This is a genomic window from Flavobacterium sp. ABG (assembly GCF_001027725.1).
Classification (GTDB): domain Bacteria; phylum Bacteroidota; class Bacteroidia; order Flavobacteriales; family Flavobacteriaceae; genus Flavobacterium; species Flavobacterium cupriresistens.
This window is the reverse complement of the sequence record NZ_LEKS01000003.1, coordinates 25611-43973: the sequence shown is the minus strand read 5'-3', so window position 1 is coordinate 43973 and position 18363 is coordinate 25611. Positions and strand designations below refer to the sequence as shown.

Here is an 18363-nt window from a genome sequence, read left to right as displayed (position 1 = left end):
ACATAATTGTTTAAATAATAACGATTATGAAAAAAACTACTTTACTTATTTTACTTTTTACTGCATTTTCTATACTCGCTCAGGATAAATTCAAAACCAGTTCGGCCGTTGTAAATTTTCAGGCTTCCGTTCCGTTTTTTGAAGAAGTGAAAGCAGTAAATAAGCTTGCAATCATTGTGTTGGAATCCCACTCTAGTACACTGGTTTGCACGGTTGTTATCAAAGATTTTCAATTTAAAATGGATTTAATGCAGGAACATTTTAATGAAAATTATATCGAAAGTCACCGCTATCCCAAAGCAGTTTTTAAAGGTAAAATACAAAAATTTGATTTGAAAGAGGTTACTGAAAACGAAAAAGAATACGATGTTGTAGGCAAACTTTACCTGCATGGAAAATCCAGAGCAATTTCGGTAAAAGCATTGATCAAGAAAGTTCCTGACGGCATACAGATTATTTCAAATTTCCCGATTTCGGTTGCTGATTTTAATATCGAAATCCCGTATATAGTAGCCAATAAAATTTCAAAAACGGTGCAAACCGATTTGAGTGGTATTATGAAATGATTTTTTATTTTAAACAGTCATAAAGAGCGGTCTCCAACGTTGCAAATTGAAACTCAAAACCTGTATGTTGTATTTTTTCAGAAGAAACCCTTTGACCCTTTAAAATAGCGTCGCTCATTTCACCTAAAACAATTTTAAGCAGTGATTGAGGGATTTTTGGAAGCCATATCGAATATCCATATAAGTTAGCGAGTGTTTTTGCAAATTTTAATTGCGTAGTGTCGTCTGTAAGCACTGCATTATAGGGGCCTTCTATTTTGGTATCGAGAATTGATTTTAAGTAGATTTGTGATAAGTCTTCTATATGTATCCAGGGCAAATATTGTGAACCACTTCCTAAAATGGTTCCGAAACCGGCTTTGAAACCCGGAGTTATCTTTTTTAGAAAACCTCCCGCTCTCCCAAAAACAATTCCGGTTCTGATTTTTACCGTCCGAATTCCTAATGCTCCGATGGTGTCTGCCGTTTTCTCCCATTCCTGACAGGTTAAACCTAAAAAATCGTTTGCAGCCGGAGTATCTTCTGTGCAAATTTGTTCACTGGTATTAGCTCCGTAAATTCCAATTCCGGAGGCTGAGATAAAGGCATTTAATGATTTATTATGTTTTTTTAGAAGAGTATAAATAAGGGTTATTGGTTTTGTACGACTTTCTAAAATGCTTTTCTTGCGTTTTGCGGTCCATCTTTTTTCTACAATTCCTTCACCGGCCAGATGAATGATGTAATCGGCATTGAGAATTGCATCCTCTTCAATGTAATCACGTTCGGGATTCCATTGGTAATAGGTGATCAAGCCACTGCTTTTTCTTGGAGTACGGCTTAAAATAGACACTGTAAAATTATTGGCAAGCAGCACCTGAGTCAGGTATTTGCCAATAAACCCTGTTCCGCCGGTAATGAGTACATTTTGAGACATCTGATTTATCATTTATTTAACATAGTGTTGTGTTTCCGCATAAATAAAGGTACTTAAACATTGTTTACCTTTAAGGCAAAATCTAAATTTAATAAAATGGCAACAAAGAAAAAAATAATTACCAGAGATGATATTGTTTCAATCTATATGAATGATGTTTTAGAAGCAGGAAAAAGACCAGCATCCGTATTTCATTTTGTAAAAGGGAAAGATTTTACTGAGGCTGAATTTTATGCCTTTTTCGGAACACTTGAGAGTTTAGAAAAAGAAATATTTAGATTGTTTTTTGCGAATACTATAGACTTGTTAAATAAAAACACAGACTACTTAGAGTATGACATGAAAAATAAAATGTTGAGTTTTTACTTTACTTTTTTCGAAATTCTGACGGCAAACAGAAGTTATGTTTTGCAAACCTTAAAAGCAGATCTCAATCCGATTAAAAATTTGGTGCAGCTGACTTCGCTTCGGGAAGCTTTTAAAGAATACGTTGCTGAAATTTTGACGGATGATTATAGATTAGAACAAGAGAGATTTCAGAAATTTCAAGAGAAAACAATTCAGGAATCGGCTTGGTTGCAATTGATGTTAACGCTGAAATTCTGGATGAGTGATGCTTCTGCAGGTTTTGAGAAAACAGATATTTTTATCGAAAAATCGGTTAATGCGTCATTTGAGTTAATGAATGTAGCGCCAATGAATCACCTTTTGGATTTTGGAAAATTTTTATTCAAAGAAAAAATTTACAGCAGATAATGAAAACAATCGATTATATCCCAACCTCAAAAATAGAAAGAGCCGGTAAATTGGTTCAGACCGGTGCAAAAATAGGAGTTAACTACATTAAGCACTATGCCGAAAAAATGGTGAATTCCGATTTGACTCGTGACAAACTAAATGAAAATAATGCCGAAGATATTTACGATGGACTTAAAAGTCTAAAAGGTAGTGCGTTGAAAGTAGCGCAAATGCTGAGTATGGATAAAAATTTCCTGCCTCAGGCCTATGTGGAGAAATTTTCGTTGTCTCAGTTTTCTGTACCGCCGCTTTCTGCGCCCCTGGTTTTGAAAACATTTAAAACGAATTTTGGAAAAACACCTTACGAAATTTTTGATGAGTTTAATGCCAATTCTGTAAATGCCGCAAGTATTGGTCAGGTGCATTTAGCGGTCAAAAATAATAAAAAACTCGCTGTTAAGATTCAATATCCGGGAGTTGCCAATAGTATCTCTTCTGATTTAGCTTTGGTAAAACCCATTGCAATCAGAATGTTTAATTTGCAAGGGAAAGACTCTGACAAGTATTTTAAAGAAGTAGAAGATAAACTGATCGAAGAAACGAATTATTTACTGGAATTAAAACAAAGCCAGGAAGTAGTAGAAGCCTGCAGTAAAATTGAAAACATACTTTTTCCAAACTATTATCCTGAATTTTCGTCAGAGAAAATCATCACAATGGATTGGATGACTGGAATACACCTTTCTGAATTTACCGCCAAAAATACGGACCAAGTAGTCGGTGACGCAATTGGACAGGCACTTTGGGATTTTTATATGTATCAAATTCATGTTTTAAGAAAAGTACATGCAGATCCACATCCGGGGAACTTTTTGGTAGACGACCAAAATCATTTGATTGCACTTGATTTTGGATGTATGAAACAAATTCCCGAAGAGTTTTATGTGCCTTATTTTGAATTGATCAATAAAAATGTCATTACAGACGAGACGCTTTTTAATCAGAAATTATTCGAATTAGAAATTCTTCGTCCGGATGATTCTCCTTCAGAAATTGAATATTTTACCGAGATGTTTCATGATTTGCTATCTCTTTTCACCAGACCTTTTCAAAATGAAACGTTTGATTTTGCCGATGAAACTTTTTTCGATAGCATCGCCAAATTGGGAGAGCGTTTCACAAATGATACGAATCTCAAAAAAATGAACGGAAACAGAGGTTCTAAACACTTTATTTACATGAATAGAACTTTCTTTGGACTGTATAATTTAATGTTTGATCTGAAGGCGAAAATTACGGTGGAGAATTATTTGAAGTATTAGGAGGTTTTTTTTGTTTCGGTTTTTTTTGTTTCAAGTTTCAGGTTTCAAGTTTCAAGCTTTAGGTTTTAGGTTTTAGGTTTCAGGTTTTTGCTTCATGGAGATTGAGCAGATTTCTTTTTATGTTACACGCGCAACCTTGCAATTTCAAGGCATGACTAATAACACCAGAAACTCCATACAGTTTGTCATCCTGAGAAACGAAGGATCTACGTTTGCTGAATCCATAGCGTTGAGCTTCACTTCACGGATTATCTCATGAAGATACTTCGTTCCTCAGTATGACAATATTGCGGAAAATTGAAACGGAGCAGCTTGTGTGATTTCTCCTTCGTCGAAAGGACAAAAAACAAGAATAAATCTGCTCAATCTGCCAAATCTGCGTGAAGCAAAAACCTGAAACCTGAAACAAAAAAACCTCCCCAATCCCCCCAATCTACAAGAAATTACCCCTCCACCAAAATTGGAATTTGGAATTTAAAAACTTTGAAATTTCACTTAACAATCCCAGTCTTATAAGTAGCAATAGCGCGATCTCTTGCAAAAGCATGATCGATCATAGGTTCATTATAACCCAAATCAAATTCGGGAATCCATTTGCGGATGTAGATTCCTTTGTCATCAAATTTCTTTAGTTGAATTTCGGGATTAAAGACTCTGAAATAGGGTGCTGCATCGCAACCTGTTCCTGCAGCCCATTGCCAGTTGCCTACATTTGATGCCAGTTCAAAATCTAATAGTTTTTCGGCAAAATAAGCCTCTCCCCATTGCCAGCTGATGAGTAAATGTTTGCATAGAAAACTCGCCACCACCATACGTACCCGATTGTGCATGTATCCGGTTTCGTTAAGCTGACGCATTCCGGCATCGACCATAGGGTATCCGGTTGTGCCCGTACACCAACGTTTAAAGTCTTCTTCGTTATTGCGCCATTGAATGCCATCATAAGCCGATTTGAAATTATGATTGACAACATTAGGAAAACTAAAGAGGATTTGAATAAAAAATTCACGCCAAATCAATTCGCTCAAAAAAGTCTGATTTGTTTTGTTGGCCCAGTTCACTAATTTCCGAATACTAACCGTTCCAAAACGCAAGTGAGGAGAAAGATATGAGGTGCTGTCCAGAGCCGGAAAGTCTCTGGTTTCTTTATAACTTTTAATTTGGGTTAAGTTATGCGGAAGTACTTTTATCGTGCTTTTTTCAAAGCCTATTTGTGATAATTCCGGGAATTGAAATTGGTTTTTAGCAAAATTAGGAAACAAAGGTTTTGTGTCACATTCCGTCACAGTTCCGTTCAAGTGGTATTTCTCCAGCCATTTGTTTTTGTATGGAGTGTAAATCGTGTAAGGAAGCCCGTCTGACTTGGTGATCTCTTTCTCTTCAAAAATCACGTGATCTTTATACGATGAAAAAGCAATGCTGTTTTGTTGTAATAAATTACAAATCTCTAAATCCCGTTTTATCGCATAAGGCTCGTAATCCTTATTGAATGTTACATTTTGGATATCATATTCCGTTAAAAGAGAGTGCCAGACTTCAGTAGTTTTTCCTTTTTTAATTAAAAGAGAAGACCCTGTTAATTGAAGCTCTTCGTTTATTTTTTGAAGTGAATCGTATATAAAACTTACTCGGGCATCATTTTTCGGAAGGCTTTCCAGGATATCTTCGTCAAAAATAAATAATGGAACTACCGGGAACGAAGAATGTAATGCATGGAATAAACCAACATTATCATCTAATCGTAAATCACGTCGGAACCAGAAAATAGCCACTTTTTGTTTCATTGTACTTTTGTGTTAAAGTGCTCTTCGATTTTGCTATAGCGATAATTAAAAATGGCTTTTAGTTTGTTTGCTACAACCAGTTTATTCATAATGCGTCCTAAATAGCCAAATGGCAAGGCATAATGCACAATATCGATCATTTTTACACCCGTTTCCGTGGTTTCAAAAAAGTGTTTGTGGTGCCACAATTTATAAGGACCAGAAAGTTGTATGTCGACAAAATATTGATTTTCTACTGAAACGGTAATTTCGGTTGCCCATGAGATTTTAATTCCCAGAAGTGGTTTCAGGGTATAAGTAATGATTTGACCGGGATACATGTGTTTGTTGTCGAAATCTAAAATTTCAAAACGCATAGTGTCTGGAGTAATAGTTTGAAGATTTTTTGGACTGGAAAAGAAATCCCAACATTCTTCTATACTTGCATTTATATGTTGCGTAGTTTCTATTTTGTATAATTTCATAATGTGTAGTATTACTATAATTCTGAGTATTCGTAACGTCTGCGTCAGGAGTTCAAACAAAAATTATTTATGCAGGATGTTTTAAGTGGTAAAAGAAGTAAATGATAGAAACAAACACACTTATTCTGAGACTGGTATCAAAACAATTACATTTTATAATATTTAAAAGGAACGAACAACATTCCAAAGCATTCTCCGTCTTCTTTGCCTAAATGTTTGTGGTGCATTTTATGTGCCTTTCGTAGTCCGATGAGGTATTTGTTTTTGGTGTTTTTAAACCATTTAAAACGCTGATGAATGAGCACATCGTGTATTAAAAAATAACAAACACCATAAAGGGTAATACCGCAAGCGATGAAAAACAAATAATTAAACCCGCCTTCAACACCAAAATAAAAAAGAGTAATACTTGGAGTAGCGAAAATGACAAAGAAGATGTCATTGCGTTCAAAAGTATGTTCGTATTTGGGTTGGTGATGATCTGCGTGAAAGTACCACATTAAGCCATGCATAATGTATTTGTGCGTAAGCCACGTTACACATTCCATAAACAGAAAGACACTTAGAAAAATTAAAAAAGAAATCATTTTATGTTTTTGTATAGTTGTCAGTAAAAAGGCTGAAAAATAACCCTGAAAAATAAAAATAAGATCAGACCAGTTTCAATTTATAAGTTACAAAAGACTGCGCTAAAAGTCCCGCTTTCGTATAATTTGAAACTCGGATTCTCGAATTTCCAATTTCATAATAAGGCGTATTTTTGAGTTTCTGTAATAGTTTTTTATAGTAAATAAAGGCGGTGTACACTCCGAATTTAGCTTCAATGGGGAGTTTTACGATGCCTTGATAGGCGATTTTAAAATCTTCTTCAATTTCGTTGATAATGGCATTTTTTGCATTTTCATCAAAAGAATTTAAGTTGATTCCGGGGAAATAATTGCGGTTTAAAATCAGATTGTCCTCTTTTAGATCGCGTAAAAAATTTACTTTTTGAAAAGCAGAGCCCAGTCGCATGGCTTCCGCTTTGAGTTGTTCGTATTTCTGATCTTTCCCAGCCACAAAAACTTTGAGACACATTAATCCGACAGCATCGGCAGAACCATAAATGTAATCTTCATATTCCGTTTGTGTGTTGTAAGTCGATTTTACGAGATCAAGTTTCATGCTTTTTAAAAAGGCCTGAATCAGATCGTCTGTAATATTGTATTGTTTTACGGTATGCTGGAATGCATTTAAAATAGGATTTAAGCTAATGCCCATTTCCATTGCCTTGTAGTATTCTTTTTCAAAATCATTTATTAGATATTCTTTATTGTAATCCTGAAAAGAATCGACAATTTCATCTGCAAAACGAACAAAACCATAGATGCTGTAAATGGCTTCTCTAATGCTTGGTGCCAACATGCGTACGGCGAGGGAGAAAGAAGTGCTGTAGTTTTTGGTAACCAATTTGCTGCAGCTGTAAGAGACAGTGTCAAATAGTGATTTCATTTTTTACGATCTAATAGATTTATGAATTAACTCAGCTACTAATTTTCCTGATATTAAGGCGGGCGGTACACCCGGACCCGGAACAGTTAATTGCCCCGTGAAAAATAAATTTTTAACTTTTTTGCTTTTCAGCTTGGGTCTTAAAAAGGCGGTTTGCAATAGGGTATTTGCCATTCCGTAAGCATTTCCTTTGTAGGCATTGTAATCTGCTACAAAATCATTTTTGCAAAATGACTTCTTAAATATAATATTATTTTTGATTTTTTGCTGTGTGATCTGTTCAAATCGAGTGATTATTTTTTCAAAGTATTCTTCTCGAAGTGCTTCAGTATCTTTAATTCCGGGAGCTAATGGAATCAGGAAAAATGCACTTTCCATTCCCTTTGGTGCTGCAGTTTCATCTGTTTTTGATGGAAAATTAGCATAGAATAAGGGAGCTTCAGGCCATTTCGGCTGATCGTAAATATCAATTGCATGCTGATTAAAATCGACATCAAAAAACAGATTGTGATGTGTTGTATTTTCTATTTTTTTGTCGAAGCCCACAAAGAAGAGCAGGGAAGAGGGAGCAAAAGTTCGACTTTCCCAATATTCCTCAGAATAAGAACGATGAGGTTTGTCAAGCAAAGTCTCGGTATGATGATAATCGGCACCGCTTAAAACAATATCGGCTTGAATATGTTTTCCGTCGATGATTACTCCGGTTGTGATTTTATTGGTTACAGCTATTTTTTCAATAACAGAATTGGTTTTAATAGTAACTCCAAGTTCAAGAGCCAGTTTTTCAATTCCACGAACAACATCAAACATGCCGGTTTTCGGATGCCAGGTTCCTAAGCCAAAATCGGCATAGTTCATGAAATTATAAAAGGATGGCGTTTTAGTTGGTTTTGCTCCAAGAAATAAAACCGGGAATTCTAGAATTTGAATCAAACGTTCGTTTTTAAAATTCTTTCTGACATCACGGCTGACGGTGCTGAAGAACTGATTTAGTTTTAAAGCAGTCTGAGGGGTGATTAATTCCAAAGGAGAAACACCGGGGCGGTAAACCAAATCTTTAATGGCAATGTCGTAATTGCTTTTTGCTTCTTTGATGAAAGCGGCTAATTTTTTACTGCTTCCGGTTTCGATGCCTTCAAAAGTAGCTTGTATCGCTTCAAGGTTGTCGCAAATACTTATAAAATCTTCTACTCCAAAATAAACCCTGTAGGCCGGATTGAGTTTAATAAGCTCGTAATAGTCGGATGGTTTTTTGTTGAAATCGTTAAAGAAACGTTCAAAAACATCGGGCATCCAATACCAACTTGGTCCCATGTCAAAAGTAAAGCCGTCTTTTTTAAACTGTCTGGCTCTACCACCAATCGTTTCATTTTTTTCATAAATGGTAACACTGTTCCCTTGCTGGGCAAGGTAACAAGAGGCTGCTAATGCAGAGAAGCCAGACCCTATTATGATGATGGTTTTCTTCATTTGTTTAACAAATGTACAAAAACTTTAAACAAAACTTTATATTCTTTCTATTGTTTCGTCCATAGAATCGAAAATACGGATTCTGTCCGGTAAATTTCTCTGGTCAATGTGTTCGACCATTTTGCCCATAAGCCAGATTTCGTTGTTTTTTAGAAGTAATTTTTGCCCCATTGATTTTACGTATTGATTGATAACGCTACGATCCGGCTGAACAGTCATGAAGGATATAAAAGTGATATTGTCAAAATGTTTTGTGAGATCCTGCAGGTTTTCGACCGGCATGCTTTCTCCTAAATAGATGGTTTTGTAGCCTTTAGACAGAATTTCATATTGAAGATAAAGCAATCCGATTTGATGAATTTCGTTTAAGGGTAAGGAAAGAACAAAAATGCGATCGGTTTTGGTTGGCTTTTGTATTTGAAGGCTTTCGGTGTAAATGAGTATTTTCTGCTTGATTAAATGACTCATGAAATGCTCGTTTGCGGGAGTTATGGTTTCCGATTGCCATAATAAGCCTAATTCTTTTAATAAGGGAAGAAAATGTTCTTTGAAAACTTCTTTGAATGTTTTTTCAGAAATCAACCAGTCAAAAGTATTGAAAAATATTTCCTGATCGAAATTCATCATGGCCATTTTAAATGAGGTAATGGCGAAGTTCTGCGAGTTCTTTTTTGAAATGATTTCACGAACCAGTTGTGGGATCTTTTCGTCAGGATAAGTAGCGATTTTAGAAATCTTATAACCGTACTCGTGTAATAATGTTATGTTTAAAAGTTTCTGAAGATTTTGCAGATTATAAAGTCTGATATTGGTGTCCGTTCTCATAGGTTCAAGAATGTTATATCTTTTTTCCCAGATACGAATGGTATGTGCTTTTATTCCGGATAAGTTCTCAAGGTCTTTTATGCTGAAAACAGTTTTTATGTTGTTTACCATTTTTGGTGATTAAGTAAACAAAAATAAAATAAAATCCGAGATACCGTCTTAAAACAATCCTAAAATGATAGTTTAGACAAGGTTTACGGGGTCAAAACGGTTTAATTTGTCTAAATGTAGAATGGTTTTAGAGCCGTCATCACTTCTGTCGTACATAGTTTCGAATTTGGCGCCGTAAACAACTTCATCAAAAGTATAGGAGGTACTTGCTGCTACGGTATTGCTGAACATATCATCAAAAGTGGTAATGAAGACCAGGATTTCACCATGTATTTTCTTAAAATCGTCTTCAGTGAAATTATATAACGGACTGTTTTCGGTTATGGGGTGTACGAGTGTCCAGCTTAACGAGAGTGCATTTATATGACTTAGTTCTAATGCTAAGGAATAAAACTTGTTGGTCATTTTGCCATCTTCTTCAATGCTCATTCCTAAAGTTACTTTTGCTGTTGCGTCTGTGAAATTGGTGTTTTTAAAAGGAACGAGACGGATCATTAAAGCTTTGTTTTGTCCGTAAGGTGAAATTAGTGCATTATGCGAAAATTTTAAAAAAGCGGTCGGTTTACTGAATCTTCCGAAGAATAAACCCGTTGCAATCGCAAAACTCAATAATCCAATTAAAGCTTCTGCTGCAGATAAGGCACTCGTTAGAAAACCGGTTGGACTAATATGTCCGTAACCTACGGTGGTAAAGGTTTGCGCACTAAAAAAATAAGCTTGCCCAAATTGGTCCAAAAGACCACCTGATGTTGTAATTCCGTCCAGGTGTTCTATGCCGATTGCATAATAAAGAACGGCGAAAACAAAATTGATTGCGATATAAAAACTAAACAAAATTGACAGGAATCTCCAGTTAGGCATGTCGATCATGGTATGGTACCAGCTGATGCGACGCAATAAATGCATGCCTCTTTTTTCTATATTGGCAGTTCCGTTTTTGTTTACGAATCTTCCGCCATAACTGTTTGCATTGGTTCCAAAACCGGAGTTTTGATCTGTTTTAGCTTTGTTGTTTATTTTTTTAAGAAGTACCATTGCTGTTTTGTTTGAGGACAAATGTAAGGATAACTTTTAGATGAAATTAAGAGCCCTGTAAAATGAAAAAGCAATCTGCGGTACTTGATGACCACAGATTGCTTAGTGTATTGTTAGAGTGCTGTTAGATACTATTTACAAAAAGTAGCTTTGTTTTTTATAGCGCTTTGGCTGCCTAGCTCAATCGCTTTTGAGAAATCTTTGCAGCAGTTCTTTTTATCTCCAATTTTATTATAAGCCAGACCTCTTAGGTTGTAAGCAATATAATCTTTAGGATTTAAGCCAAGAGAAGCAGTACAGTCCTCTATAGTGCCTTGATAATTTTGTAATTTGTAATTTACATTGGCTCTACCTGTAAAGGCATCTGCATTCATGCTGTCTAAATCAATTGTTTTACTGAAATCGGCTGAAGCTCCTTTTAAGTCATTCAATTTTAGTTTCGCAACACCTCTGTTTTGGTAAGCTTCAACAAATTTGGAGTTCATGCTAATTGCTTTGGTGTAATCTGCAATGGCACCTTTTGTGTTTCCGGTTTCTGCTTTCTTTAGGGCTTTGTCAAAATAACCGGTTGCAGATTGTGCAAAACTCGAAAACGTAATCATCATAAATGATAGAAAAAATAAATGTTTCATAAACTAATTTGGGATTAGTAGGTTAATTAATTAGGAACGAATTTAGGAAAGATTTATTTCTAACAGAAGTGCTTTTGTAAAATTATGGTTAGCAAATGAAAATTTTTTGTGCGTGTAGTTTGTGTGATCTGTTTTACAGTCTGTTCTGTTTCTTTGCCGTTTGTTTTAGAGTGGTGTTTTTTATGTTTTGGTTTCTAGAATGGTATTTGCGAGTATAAAAAGTTAGGCTTATGGGCAAGCTTGGGACTGTATTTGTTGTGAAAGTTTACTATATAGTATTGATGTAGCCGTAAAAGTGTATTTAAATCATATAGGTGATGTAAGCTCATTTTAGACTACTTGCCGAAAAAAGATCAAATCCAAAAGTTGTGGGGAAGTAAAAATCTCGCAAAGACGCAAAATCGCAAAGTTTTAATGAAAAAGTAGAAAAAAACTTGGCGGCTTGGCGTCTTTGCGAGATCATCAAAGCAAGAAGTTGGGAAATTAGAGACTTAAAAAGCTGTGATAAAAAAGTATAAGATCTGCTATTTCTAACAAAAGGAAATTTCTAAAAATTATTTCACAACTTCTGAACTTGATTCTTGTCGTCGCAAAGTTGTTCTTATTTGGTTTGGGATTTTGATAGTAAGAGTGTCTCTCCAAAATAGCAGAAATAAAAAAAGGTCAAGTAAAATAAATTACTTGACCTTTTGTGACCCGACTGGGGCTCGAACCCAGGACCCCATCATTAAAAGTGATGTGCTCTACCAACTGAGCTATCGAGTCATTCATTTGCTTTCTGAACGCGGGTGCAAATATAAGGACTTTTTATTGAAGTTTCCAAGTGTTTAGGTGTACTTAATTTTGCATTAGTTCATATCTTTTTTTATTTTTCTGAAAACGTGTGGTTTGGGGTTTTATTTTTTTTGCTTTTTTATTTTAAGATAGGTTCAGATGTAGTTTAATTCTTATTGTTTGCTAGGGTTAAGGAGAATTAGCTTTGTAAGCTCGGGAGTTTATGAGCGAAGATTTCAATCTTAAAGTTTAAGAAAGAAATTCCAGAGACCAGTTCAGAACTTATTTTCTGAAATCATTTAGCTTTAAAATGAAGACATGCTTTAAAAGGAATAAAAAGATTAAACCATATAAGTGATATAAGTTCATGTCATTTTAAGCGCTGACACTTTAATGAACTTATATTACTTATGTGGTTTAAAAACGATAAGTGTGGAATTGTATTTGGAGAGTAAAAAATTATATTACATAAGAGATGTAAATTTGTCTTTGATTTTCCTTTGCATTCCTTATAGTTAAAAATACTAGTGAATTTAAAGCTGACAGGTTTCAAAAACCAGTCAGCTTTAAATTCGCAAAAGCGAATGGAAATAATTTTGGAGTATAATGTTGTTTTCTGGCGAAGAGGAATTACGAGCGTCTGACCTTTTTTAAACTTCGCGGCTTTGCGACTTTGCGAGATTTTTCATCTCGACACAACTTTTGTACCTTATTTGTTTTTTAATAGTACAAAAAAAAGCTAAACACCTAAAATATTGTTAGTGTTTAGCTTTTTCTAATTTAATGAAGTGACCACGGTGGGATTTGAACCCACACGCCCTTACGAGCACCACCCCCTCAAGATGGCAAGTCTACCGTTTCTCCACGTGGCCAAAAAAAAAGGTCAAGTAATTGAATTACTCGACCTTTGTGACCCGACTGGGGCTCGAACCCAGGACCCCATCATTAAAAGTGATGTGCTCTACCAACTGAGCTATCGAGTCATTGCTTTCAAGGAATTTAATTTGTTAATCACAAAATTTGTGACCCGACTGGGGCTCGAACCCAGGACCCCATCATTAAAAGTGATGTGCTCTACCAACTGAGCTATCGAGTCATTTAATTCCTTGAATGCGGGTGCAAATATAAGGAGTTATTTTCGAAGTTTCCAAGCATTTTTATTATAAATTTGTCTTTTTTTAAGAAAAATTCTCAACGTCTTAGTTTATAAGGTTTTATTAGTATGAAAAAAATTGTGTTATTAGGTTATATGGGGTGCGGAAAGTCAACAATTGCCCAAAATTTGTCGAAAATTACAAATATTCCGTTTTTGGATTTGGATAAATGTATCGAAAATAGAGTCAATTTATCAATAAATGAAATTTTTGAGCAACATGGAGAGATCTATTTTAGAAAATTAGAGCACGAAATTTTTGTTGAATTGCTTCAATCTTCAGAAAATAGTATAATTGGTTTGGGTGGAGGAACGCCATGTTATGCAAATAACCATGAATTATTGAAGAACGATGGTGTTGCTTCAATTTATTTAAAAGCCTCCATAGAGACATTATATAATAGGTTAGTTCATAACAAGAGCAAGCGTCCCTTGATTGCTGATATGAATGAAGAAGAAATGAGAGAGTTTATTGCGAAACATTTATTCGACCGAAGCTTTTATTACAACCAGGCACAACATAAAGTCACGGTTGATGATAAGTCAGTCGAAGAAACGGTTCAGGATATTATAGCGATACTAGCTTAAGAAGGCATAATCACCGCCATTTTCGTCGAAAACAACCTGAACATGCTCTAATAAAGAGGTGGAAAGAGAGATTCCTTTGAAATCAGCTTTCACGGGGTATTTTTTATGATTTCGGTCTACAAGTACTGCAGTTTTGAATTTCTTAAGCGGAACGTCTAAGAAATGACGAACTGCATATATTAAAGTAGTACCCGAATTTAAGACATCGTCAACAAGGACTAATCCTTTGTTAGCGTATTCGCTGGCCGGTAAAGAAGTTTGTATGGGTGACTGCGGATTTTGTTTGTCAACTTTAACTTCGCAAAGAGAGACTTTCAGATTTGAGATGTTGCCTAAAGCTACTGCCAGTTTTTGAGCAAAAACAGATCCATTAGAGGCGATTCCGGCTATCACAACTTCGTCTTCGTCAACAAAAGTCTCGTAAATTTGATAAGCGATACGTTTTATTTTATGTTCGATTTCCTGATTCGTTAAGATGATGTTCTTATTCATGATTTATTTTTTTGCTAAAATACATATTTAGGGGATTAAATTCCAAGTTTTAAAAATTCCAAATTCCAATGCTTGGGCTCGGATTTGTGTTTACTTGGAACTCTTTTTGAAACAATTTATAGTTCCTAGTAATAGAGTTTGTTTGAATGGTTGGAATTTGGAATTTCAAGTTTTGGAATTTTATTTTGAAACAATTTACAATCTCTAACACTAAAGTTTATTAGATTGTTGGAATTTGGAATTTCAAATTTTTGAAATTTTACTCTTTCTCTTCATCATCAAAAATCTCATTACCATACTCATCAATATCTCTACGGTCCTTTTTAGTGGGTCTTCCGGTTCCACTTTTGCGATAGTGTTCTTTAGAAAGTTTTAGCAACTCCAGATGAGCATAAGCTTCGGCCGGTGTTTCGTTTTTGCGATAGATGTCAACAAGTTTTGCTCCAACACGACTTTCCGGTATGTCAAGTACGGTTATGATTTGCGTGATCTGGTCTTTTCTAAAGGTAATCCTGTCGGTCGGGAAAACCTCTTTTGATGGTTTCGCAACCTGCCCATTTACAGTGATGTGGTTCTTTTTACAGGCTTCAGTAACCATATTTCGGGTCTTGTAATAGCGTACGCACCACAGGTATTTATCTATTCTCATAATTTTTCTAAAATAGAAGTTAAAATCTTTACAAAAATAAATCAATATTGTATCTTGCGCACCTAAAAATATAAGAATAATGAATAAATTTAAATATTATTTTATTTTATTACTTGCCGGTATCGCTATCGTTTCGTGTAATAAAAATGATGACGATGATGTAGAAACGGTTCCTTTAAGAGATTACAAGGAACAGTACAAGGCTGACAGTGATTCGATTATGAAATATTTAAAGAGCAATTATATTAAAAGCGTCAGCGCTAATTTTGATATTGAAATAGAAAAAATTCCTGCAGGAGGAGCGCAAGTTTCTATTTGGGATCAGACCGTATATCCTTTACAAAATAGAGTGGTTTACAGTAATGATGTTAACTATACCGTTTATTATTTGTCTTTAAGAAAAGGTACAGGTGCTGCTCCTTGTAATTATGACAGAATTTCTGCCTCTTACTCTGGGAATACATTAAACAATAAAGTTTTTGATACTTCTTATGGATTGGCTAGAGATTTTAGTCTGGAGCCGTATTTGACAACATCTGTAATAGAAGGATGGCCGGAAATTTTCCCTCAGTTTAGGATGGGTACTGCTAAAATGGCAACAGATGGTAGTGGTGTTATAACCTATGAAAATTTCGGGGCTGGTGTTATGTTTTTGCCTTCCGGATTAGCGTACTATGGTTCTGGTCAGACTGATATCCCTGCTTATTCTTGTCTGGTGTTTAGTTTTAAATTATTGGGTGTTCAAAGATTGGATCATGACTTTGATGGGATTTATGATTTTGAGGAAGATTTAAATGGAGATGGTTATATGTATGATTTTAGAAATACAACAAAATATCCAAATCCTCCAGATGGAAAACTTTTAGATGATACAGATCATGATGGTTTGGCTGATTTTATAGACGTTGATGATGACGGGGATGGTTATACCACGCTTCTGGAAATTACTAAGCCTGCAGGGGTTAATTCTGGGGTGAGTAAATATTATCCTTTTAATCCGGTTGCGGATAATCCTAATACACCAAATGTAGATGAAACGGAGCTATGGGCTATTCCTAGAAAACCAACCGGAGCGCTTACAGATCCTAATAAGCCAGAGTCTGCTGCGAATCCACGAAAATTTGTTGATGAGGATTATAAAGCAGTAGGAAGAACAAGGATTCATTTAGATAATACGTATCCTTACAAAAATTAATAAAGTTTTTAAATACAAAAAAACCTCGAAATCACTTTCGAGGTTTTTTTGTATAAAGAAGAAAATCTAAAATTATTTTCTTTTGATAACTCTTTCTACAGCTTCAACAATCGCTTGATTGTTTAGTTTGTATTTCTCCATCAATTGTTCCGGAGTTCCTGATTCACCAAAACTATCGTTTACAGCTACAAATTCTTGTGGAGCCGGATTGTTTAAAGCAAGTACCCTGGAAACACTTTCTCCTAATCCTCCAAGAATGTTGTGCTCTTCTGCTGTTACCACACATTTTGTTTTGGCCAATGATTTTAGAATAGCTTCTTCGTCAAGTGGTTTAATAGTGTGAATGTTGATTACTTCAGCAGAAATTCCTTTTGCTTCTAAAGCTTCAGCAGCGATAAGAGCTTCCCAAACTAAATGTCCGGTAGCTACAATGGTAACATCAGAACCTTCGTTTAATAAAATAGCTTTTCCAATTACGAAAGGCTCGTCAGCAGGAGTAAAGTTAGCTACTACAGGACGTCCAAAACGTAAGTAAGCAGGGCCATGGTGGTCTGCTAATGCAAGAGTGGCAGCTTTAGTCTGATTGTAATCACAAGTGTTAATTACAGTCATTCCCGGTAACATTTTCATTAAACCGATATCTTCAAGGATTTGGTGTGTTGCTCCATCTTCACCAAGTGTTAAACCAGCGTGAGAAGCACAGATTTTTACATTTTTATCAGAATAAGCAACAGATTGACGAATTTGATCGTAAACTCTTCCTGTTGAGAAATTGGCGAAAGTTCCTGTGAATGGAATTTTTCCTCCAATGGTTAAACCAGCTGCGATTCCAATCATATTCGCTTCTGCGATACCAATTTGGAAAAAACGCTCCGGGTGATTTTTCTTGAAATCATCAAATTTTAATGATCCAATTAAATCGGCACATAACGCCACAACATTTTCGTTTTTCTGACCTAATTCTGTCATTCCCGCTCCAAAACCCGAACGAGTATCTTTACTTCCTGTATTTGTATATTTTTTCATTTCTGTTTTTTCATTTTGAGGTTCTAAGGATTCAGTGACTAAGTTTCTGAGTTTTTTTTAACTGAAAACTAATTACTGAGACTGAACACTTTTTAATAGTCTGCTAAAGTTGATGTGTTTTGAGCTAAAGCACTTGCCAATTGATCATTGTTTGGTGCTTTTCCATGCCAAGCGTGCGTGTGCATCATAAAGTCAACTCCGTTACCCATTTCAGTGTGTAACAAAATACAAACCGGTTTTCCTTTTCCTGTTCTTGATTTTGCATCATTTAAACCGGCAAGGATAGCATCGATATTGTTTCCTTCTTTGATTTCAAGAACGTCCCAGTCAAAAGCTTCAAATTTAGCGCGGATACTTCCCATTGCCAGAACTTCATCTGTTGTTCCGTCAATTTGTTTTCCGTTAAGGTCAATAGTAGCAATAACGTTGTCTACTTTTTTAGCAGAAGCATACATGATGGCTTCCCAGTTTTGACCTTCTTGTAATTCACCATCACCGTGTAGGCTGTAAATGATATGATTGTCGCCATTTAATTTTTTAGCCTGAGCTGCTCCAAGAGCTACAGATAAACCTTGTCCTAATGAACCGGAAGCGATACGAACACCAGGTAATCCTTCGTGTGTCGTTGGATGTCCTTGTAAGCGAGAATTTAAAAGTCTAAACGTAGCCAATTCCGAAACAGGGAAATAACCACTACGGGCTAAAACGCTATAAAAAACTGGAGAAATATGTCCGTTTGAAAGGAAGAAAAGATCTTCTCCAATTCCGTCCATATCAAAACCTTCTTTACGGTCCATAATATTTTGGTATAAAGTAACCAAAAATTCAGTACAACCTAGTGATCCGCCTGGATGACCAGAGTTGACAGCATGTACCATTCGAAGAATATCTCTTCTTACTTGGATAGTTAAATCGCTTAATTGTTGTGTGTTAGGCTTCATTTTATATGTAAAAGTTAAACTGTTGCAAAAGTAATTGTTATTTTGCGGGGAGACAAATCATTTTTAAGGAAATGTGTTATATATATCGAGATGTTGAGTTATAAAGTTTCGTAGTTCTCCGATACGAAGATTTAAACCAATCAGAAGTTAAAAGTTTTCTTTAGAAGTAGTTAAAGTCAGGAAGTTTGATT

Annotated in this window: 18 protein-coding genes and 4 tRNA genes; 5 read left to right on the top strand and 17 right to left on the bottom strand. The window is 35.4% G+C overall.

Features of this window, described 5'->3' with window-relative positions; translation table 11 throughout:
- The first annotated feature begins 26 nt into the window (after window positions 1-26).
- Complete coding sequence (locus AB674_RS03295; RefSeq protein ID WP_047773863.1) at window positions 27-566, top strand: YceI family protein; 540 nt, start codon at window positions 27-29, stop codon at window positions 564-566.
- A gap of 4 nt (window positions 567-570) precedes the next feature.
- On the opposite strand, the gene AB674_RS03290 is transcribed toward AB674_RS03295, so the two are convergent.
- Window positions 571-1494: a TIGR01777 family oxidoreductase gene (locus AB674_RS03290; protein ID WP_240478064.1), complete on the bottom strand. Its 924-nt coding sequence runs from the start codon at window positions 1492-1494 to the stop codon at window positions 571-573.
- Window positions 1495-1578: 84 nt separating this feature from the next.
- Between AB674_RS03290 and AB674_RS03285 the strand changes: the two genes are divergently transcribed.
- Both AB674_RS03285 and AB674_RS03280 read left to right on the top strand, forming a co-directional pair.
- Window positions 1579-2238, top strand: a complete 660-nt coding sequence (locus tag AB674_RS03285; RefSeq protein ID WP_047773861.1) for a TetR family transcriptional regulator C-terminal domain-containing protein — start codon at window positions 1579-1581, stop codon at window positions 2236-2238.
- Entirely contained in the window at window positions 2238-3542 is a 1305-nt protein-coding gene (locus AB674_RS03280; protein ID WP_047773859.1) for an ABC1 kinase family protein, read from the top strand. The genes AB674_RS03285 and AB674_RS03280 overlap by 1 nt, the downstream gene beginning before the upstream one ends.
- 491 nt (window positions 3543-4033) lie before the next feature.
- Here AB674_RS03280 and AB674_RS03275 read toward each other — a convergent pair whose 3' ends face one another.
- The 12 genes from AB674_RS03275 to AB674_RS03220 all read right to left on the bottom strand — a co-directional run bounded on the left by AB674_RS03275 (window position 4034) and on the right by AB674_RS03220 (window position 13224).
- Complete coding sequence (locus AB674_RS03275) at window positions 4034-5326, bottom strand: cryptochrome/photolyase family protein (RefSeq protein ID WP_047773857.1); 1293 nt, start codon at window positions 5324-5326, stop codon at window positions 4034-4036.
- Window positions 5323-5790 (bottom strand): SRPBCC family protein, encoded by a 468-nt coding sequence (locus tag AB674_RS03270; protein WP_047773855.1) that lies wholly within the window; start codon window positions 5788-5790, stop codon window positions 5323-5325. The genes AB674_RS03275 and AB674_RS03270 overlap by 4 nt, the downstream gene beginning before the upstream one ends.
- Before the next feature lie 146 nt (window positions 5791-5936).
- Window positions 5937-6377 (bottom strand): sterol desaturase family protein, encoded by a 441-nt coding sequence (locus AB674_RS03265; RefSeq protein ID WP_047773854.1) that lies wholly within the window; start codon window positions 6375-6377, stop codon window positions 5937-5939.
- A gap of 64 nt (window positions 6378-6441) precedes the next feature.
- Window positions 6442-7281: a phytoene/squalene synthase family protein gene (locus tag AB674_RS03260; protein WP_047773852.1), complete on the bottom strand. Its 840-nt coding sequence runs from the start codon at window positions 7279-7281 to the stop codon at window positions 6442-6444.
- Window positions 7282-7284: 3 nt separating this feature from the next.
- The gene (locus AB674_RS03255) at window positions 7285-8751 is read right to left on the bottom strand and encodes a phytoene desaturase family protein (protein ID WP_047773850.1); all 1467 of its coding nucleotides are present in this window, start codon (window positions 8749-8751) and stop codon (window positions 7285-7287) included.
- 36 nt (window positions 8752-8787) lie between these two features.
- Window positions 8788-9687 (bottom strand): MerR family transcriptional regulator, encoded by a 900-nt coding sequence (locus AB674_RS03250; RefSeq protein WP_047773849.1) that lies wholly within the window; start codon window positions 9685-9687, stop codon window positions 8788-8790.
- Window positions 9688-9759: 72 nt separating this feature from the next.
- Window positions 9760-10722, bottom strand: a complete 963-nt coding sequence (locus AB674_RS03245) for an ion channel (protein ID WP_047773847.1) — start codon at window positions 10720-10722, stop codon at window positions 9760-9762.
- 131 nt (window positions 10723-10853) lie between these two features.
- Window positions 10854-11354: a tetratricopeptide repeat protein gene (locus tag AB674_RS03240; protein ID WP_240478063.1), complete on the bottom strand. Its 501-nt coding sequence runs from the start codon at window positions 11352-11354 to the stop codon at window positions 10854-10856.
- A 692-nt stretch (window positions 11355-12046) separates the two neighbouring features.
- Window positions 12047-12119 (bottom strand) — tRNA-Lys (locus AB674_RS03235).
- 798 nt (window positions 12120-12917) lie between these two features.
- A tRNA-Leu gene (locus AB674_RS03230) sits at window positions 12918-13000 on the bottom strand.
- Window positions 13001-13038: 38 nt separating this feature from the next.
- Window positions 13039-13111, bottom strand: a tRNA-Lys gene (locus AB674_RS03225).
- Window positions 13112-13151: 40 nt separating this feature from the next.
- Window positions 13152-13224: transfer RNA gene (locus AB674_RS03220), tRNA-Lys, on the bottom strand.
- A 126-nt stretch (window positions 13225-13350) separates the two neighbouring features.
- On the opposite strand from AB674_RS03220, the gene AB674_RS03215 reads away from it, so the two are divergent.
- On the top strand, window positions 13351-13869 hold the full coding sequence (locus tag AB674_RS03215) for a shikimate kinase (RefSeq protein ID WP_047773841.1): 519 nt from the start codon (window positions 13351-13353) through the stop codon (window positions 13867-13869).
- On the opposite strand, the gene AB674_RS03210 is transcribed toward AB674_RS03215, so the two are convergent.
- Complete coding sequence (locus AB674_RS03210; RefSeq protein ID WP_047773840.1) at window positions 13861-14361, bottom strand: phosphoribosyltransferase family protein; 501 nt, start codon at window positions 14359-14361, stop codon at window positions 13861-13863. The two genes, AB674_RS03215 and AB674_RS03210, sit on opposite strands and share 9 nt — an antisense overlap.
- A 259-nt stretch (window positions 14362-14620) precedes the next feature.
- Entirely contained in the window at window positions 14621-15010 is a 390-nt protein-coding gene (locus tag AB674_RS03205) for an RNA-binding S4 domain-containing protein (protein ID WP_047773838.1), read from the bottom strand.
- Window positions 15011-15089: 79 nt separating this feature from the next.
- Between AB674_RS03205 and AB674_RS03200 the strand changes: the two genes are divergently transcribed.
- Window positions 15090-16205 carry an FKBP-type peptidyl-prolyl cis-trans isomerase gene (locus AB674_RS03200; protein ID WP_047773837.1) on the top strand — a complete coding sequence of 372 codons (1116 nt, stop codon included), beginning with the start codon at window positions 15090-15092 and terminating at the stop codon, window positions 16203-16205.
- Window positions 16206-16277: 72 nt separating this feature from the next.
- Here AB674_RS03200 and AB674_RS03195 read toward each other — a convergent pair whose 3' ends face one another.
- Together AB674_RS03195 and AB674_RS03190 are read right to left on the bottom strand one after the other, a co-directional pair.
- A complete protein-coding gene (locus tag AB674_RS03195) occupies window positions 16278-17231 on the bottom strand; it encodes a transketolase family protein (RefSeq protein ID WP_047773835.1) in 954 nt (317 codons plus the stop codon).
- 92 nt (window positions 17232-17323) lie between these two features.
- Window positions 17324-18172: a transketolase gene (locus AB674_RS03190; RefSeq protein WP_047773834.1), complete on the bottom strand. Its 849-nt coding sequence runs from the start codon at window positions 18170-18172 to the stop codon at window positions 17324-17326.
- Window positions 18173-18363 lie beyond the last annotated feature (191 nt).

Coding starts and splice junctions, on each gene's coding strand:
- AB674_RS03275 (WP_047773857.1), bottom strand. CDS start 5,326: ATGAAACAAAAAGTGGCTATTTTCTGGTTCCGACGTGATTTACGATTA.
- AB674_RS03205 (WP_047773838.1), bottom strand. CDS start 15,010: ATGAGAATAGATAAATACCTGTGGTGCGTACGCTATTACAAGACCCGA.
- AB674_RS03190 (WP_047773834.1), bottom strand. CDS start 18,172: ATGAAGCCTAACACACAACAATTAAGCGATTTAACTATCCAAGTAAGA.
- AB674_RS03210 (WP_047773840.1), bottom strand. CDS start 14,361: ATGAATAAGAACATCATCTTAACGAATCAGGAAATCGAACATAAAATA.
- AB674_RS03260 (WP_047773852.1), bottom strand. CDS start 7,281: ATGAAATCACTATTTGACACTGTCTCTTACAGCTGCAGCAAATTGGTT.
- AB674_RS03215 (WP_047773841.1), top strand. CDS start 13,351: ATGAAAAAAATTGTGTTATTAGGTTATATGGGGTGCGGAAAGTCAACA.
- AB674_RS03255 (WP_047773850.1), bottom strand. CDS start 8,751: ATGAAGAAAACCATCATCATAATAGGGTCTGGCTTCTCTGCATTAGCA.
- AB674_RS03270 (WP_047773855.1), bottom strand. CDS start 5,790: ATGAAATTATACAAAATAGAAACTACGCAACATATAAATGCAAGTATA.
- AB674_RS03295 (WP_047773863.1), top strand. CDS start 27: ATGAAAAAAACTACTTTACTTATTTTACTTTTTACTGCATTTTCTATA.
- AB674_RS03280 (WP_047773859.1), top strand. CDS start 2,238: ATGAAAACAATCGATTATATCCCAACCTCAAAAATAGAAAGAGCCGGT.
- AB674_RS03195 (WP_047773835.1), bottom strand. CDS start 17,231: ATGAAAAAATATACAAATACAGGAAGTAAAGATACTCGTTCGGGTTTT.
- AB674_RS03265 (WP_047773854.1), bottom strand. CDS start 6,377: ATGATTTCTTTTTTAATTTTTCTAAGTGTCTTTCTGTTTATGGAATGT.
- AB674_RS03285 (WP_047773861.1), top strand. CDS start 1,579: ATGGCAACAAAGAAAAAAATAATTACCAGAGATGATATTGTTTCAATC.
- AB674_RS03250 (WP_047773849.1), bottom strand. CDS start 9,687: ATGGTAAACAACATAAAAACTGTTTTCAGCATAAAAGACCTTGAGAAC.
- AB674_RS03200 (WP_047773837.1), top strand. CDS start 15,090: ATGAATAAATTTAAATATTATTTTATTTTATTACTTGCCGGTATCGCT.
- AB674_RS03245 (WP_047773847.1), bottom strand. CDS start 10,722: ATGGTACTTCTTAAAAAAATAAACAACAAAGCTAAAACAGATCAAAAC.
- AB674_RS03240 (WP_240478063.1), bottom strand. CDS start 11,354: ATGAAACATTTATTTTTTCTATCATTTATGATGATTACGTTTTCGAGT.
- AB674_RS03290 (WP_240478064.1), bottom strand. CDS start 1,494: ATGATAAATCAGATGTCTCAAAATGTACTCATTACCGGCGGAACAGGG.